The following is a 3,159-nucleotide window of genomic DNA, read 5'->3' as shown; positions in this document are numbered from 1 at the left end:
CTGCCGACCCCCGCCTGCCCTGCCGACCCCCGCCTGCCCTGCCGACCCCCGCCTGCCCTGCCGACCCCCGCCTGCCCCGGGGTGCCGGCCCCCGGTCTCGGGTCGCGAACGTTGAACTCGGGGGTCCTGGACGTACGACACGGTGGACCTGGACGTACGACTCGCGATGGTTTCGCAACCCTGAGGGGAGGTGGGGGGAAGGGTAGGGACGACTCAGGGTGATCACGGATTACTACGACCGAGGTAGCGAAGACGATAAGACTGAAGTCGCACCCACGAGTCAACTACAGACCGATGTGCCGACCCCCTCCTGCCGGGCAGGGTATGACCGAACACGGGGGATGTGCGGTCCAGGGGAGAAACCATGATCGAGGCTATCGGCCTCACCAAGCGCTACGGGAAGACCGTGGCGGTGGACGACCTGTCGTTCACCGTCGCACCGGGCCGGGTCACCGGCTTCCTCGGCCCGAACGGCGCGGGCAAGTCCACCACCATGCGGATGATGCTCGGCCTCGACCGGCCGACCGCCGGCAAGGTGCTCATCGACGGCAAGCCCTACGCGAGCCTCGACCGTCCGCTGCGGACCGTCGGCGCGCTGCTGGACGCCAAGTGGGTGCACCCGAACCGCTCCGCGAAGGCCCACCTGGAGTGGCTGGCCAAGTCCAACGGCCTGCCGGCCCGCCGGGTGGACGACGTGATCGACATGGTCGGCCTGACCAAGGTCGCCAAGCGCCGCGCCGGGGGGTTCTCGCTGGGCATGTCGCAGCGGCTCGGCATCGCGGGCGCCCTGCTGGGCGACCCGAAGGTGCTGCTGTTCGACGAGCCGGTCAACGGCCTCGACCCCGAGGGCATCCTCTGGATCCGCCGGTTCATGCAGAACCTGGCCGCCGAGGGGCGCACCGTGCTGGTGTCGAGCCACCTGCTGTCGGAGATGGCGGTGACCGCCCAGGACCTGGTGGTCATCGGGCGCGGCAGGCTGATCTCGCAGACCAGCACCGAGCGGTTCATCCAGGAGGCCACCGAGAACAGCGTGCGGGTGCGCAGCCCGCACGCCGACAAGCTGGGCGCGATGCTCGTGGACAAGGGCTTCACCGTGCGCAACGGCGAGGACGGCGCACTCACCGTGTCGGGTGCCGGCAGTGACCAGATCGGGGACATCGCGGCGTCGGGCGGCGTGGTGCTGCACGAGTTGAGCCCGCAGCACGGTTCGCTGGAACAGGCATTCATGCAGCTCACCGGCGAGTCCGTGGAGTACCACGCCGAACTCGTCGAGACCGGGGAAGTGACCGCGCGATGACTCTGCTCGCCGTTGAACGCATCAAGCTCTTCTCCACCCGCTCGCCGTGGTGGTGCATGCTCCTCGCCTTCGGCCTGACCGTGGGCGTCACCGCGATCATCGCGGCCAGCTGGGGCGACTCGCCGATGCCGGTGCTGGCCTCGGTGTTCACCCACTCGTTCGGCCTGTACGTGATCATGGTGATGGCCGCGCTGGCGGTGACCACCGAGTACCGCTTCGGCACGATCAAGTCGACGTTCCAGGCGGTGCCCGACCGCACCTCGCCGATGGTCGCCAAGGCCGTCGTGGTGGTGCTGCTGTCCACCCTCGTCGGCCTGGCCGCCGCGTTCGGCTCGTGGGGCCTGAGCTGGCTGCTGGCCGACAACACCTCGGAGCTCGCGCTGACCACGGCCAACGACTGGCGGCACGTGGCGGGCGTCGGCCTGGTGTACGGGGCGGGCGCGCTGCTCGCGCTGGGCGTGGGCGCGCTGGTGCGGCAGACCGCGGGCGCGGTGTCGATCATCCTGGTGTTCGCGCTGGTGGTGGAGAGCGTCGTCGGGTTCATCCCGAACGTCGGTGACGACATCCAGAAGTGGATGCCGTTCACCGTGGCCAACAAGTTCGTCATGGGCGACCCGGACCTGAGCTCCCTCCCGGAGGGGGCCGGCCCGCCGACCGTGGGGGAACTGAGCCCGTGGGGATCGCTGGCGTACTTCGCCGCCATCGCCCTCGCGGTGTACGTGATCTCGCTGGTGGTCGTGAAGCGGCGGGACGCGTAGGGGAACGCGCGGCCGTGCCGAGGGGGTCGGTCGCGCGGATGATCGGGGGTAGGGAAAGGCGGGTTCGGGCCACCTTCGGGGAGGTGGTCCGAACCCGCTCTCGGCGTTCCTCGACCGAACGGGAGAAGTCGTGATCGAAGCGACCGGCCTCACCAAGCGCTACGGGAAGACCGTGGCGGTGGACGACCTGTCGTTCACCGTCGCACCGGGCCGGGTCACCGGCTTCCTCGGCCCGAACGGCGCGGGCAAGTCCACCACCATGCGCATGGTCATCGGCCTGGACCGCCCCACCCGGGGCCGCGTCACCGTGAACGGGCAGGACTACCGGGCGCTGCGCCACCCGCTGCGCGTGGTCGGCGCGCTGCTCGACGCCAAGTGGGTGCACCCGAACCGCTCCGCGCGCTCCCACCTCAGGTGGCTGGCCAGGTCGAACGACATCCCGGTGGCCCGCGTCGACGAGGTGCTGGACGCGGTCGGCCTGACCGAGGTCGCCAACCGGCGCGCGGGCACCTTCTCGCTGGGCATGTCCCAGCGGCTCGGCATCGCGGGCACGCTGCTGGGCGACCCGGAGGTGCTGCTGTTCGACGAGCCGGTCAACGGCCTCGACCCCGAGGGCATCCTCTGGATCCGCCGGTTCATGCACCGGCTCGCCGCCGAGGGGCGGACCGTGTTCGTGTCCAGCCACCTGCTGTCGGAGATGGCCCAGACGGCGCAGGACCTGGTGGTCATCGGGCGCGGCAGGCTCATCGCGCAGACCGGCACCGAGCAGTTCATCCAGGAGGCCACCGAGGGCGCCGTCCGCGTCCGCTCGCCCCAGCTGGACCGGCTGAGGGCCCTGCTGGACGAGCGGGGGCGCGTGGAGGCGGACGACGACGCGCTCGTGGTGCACGGGGTGGAATCCGCGGCCATCGGCGAGCTGGCCGCCGCGAACGGCATCACCCTGCACGAGCTGAGCCCCCGGCTGGGCTCGCTCGAACAGGCGTTCATGCAGCTGACCAAGGAATCAGTGGAATACCACGCCGCCCAATAGTAGGGCTTTGTTAGGTGGTGTTGACCTGCGGTTTTGTGGGTGGTGTTGTGGCCTGGACGGGTCGTCGGCAGGTG

General features: G+C 70.2%; 3 protein-coding genes. All 3 read left to right on the top strand.

Annotated features, from left to right (window positions below):
* Positions 1 to 364 precede the first annotated feature (364 nt).
* The gene (locus ACFP3R_RS37450; protein WP_380643776.1) at positions 365 to 1,297 is read left to right on the top strand and encodes an ABC transporter ATP-binding protein; all 933 of its coding nucleotides are present in this window, start codon (positions 365 to 367) and stop codon (positions 1,295 to 1,297) included.
* A complete protein-coding gene (locus ACFP3R_RS37445; protein WP_380643774.1) occupies positions 1,294 to 2,055 on the top strand; it encodes a hypothetical protein in 762 nt (253 codons plus the stop codon). Before ACFP3R_RS37450 ends, ACFP3R_RS37445 begins: the two co-directional genes overlap by 4 nt.
* 130 nt (positions 2,056 to 2,185) lie before the next feature.
* Positions 2,186 to 3,085 carry an ABC transporter ATP-binding protein gene (locus ACFP3R_RS37440; protein WP_380643772.1) on the top strand — a complete coding sequence of 300 codons (900 nt, stop codon included), beginning with the start codon at positions 2,186 to 2,188 and terminating at the stop codon, positions 3,083 to 3,085.
* Positions 3,086 to 3,159: the final 74 nt, after the last annotated feature.

Origin of the sequence: Saccharothrix lopnurensis (assembly GCF_042658445.1) — a bacterium.
Taxonomy (GTDB): Bacteria; Actinomycetota; Actinomycetes; order Mycobacteriales; family Pseudonocardiaceae; genus Actinosynnema; species Actinosynnema lopnurensis.
This window is presented reverse-complemented; position numbering and strand designations above follow the sequence as displayed.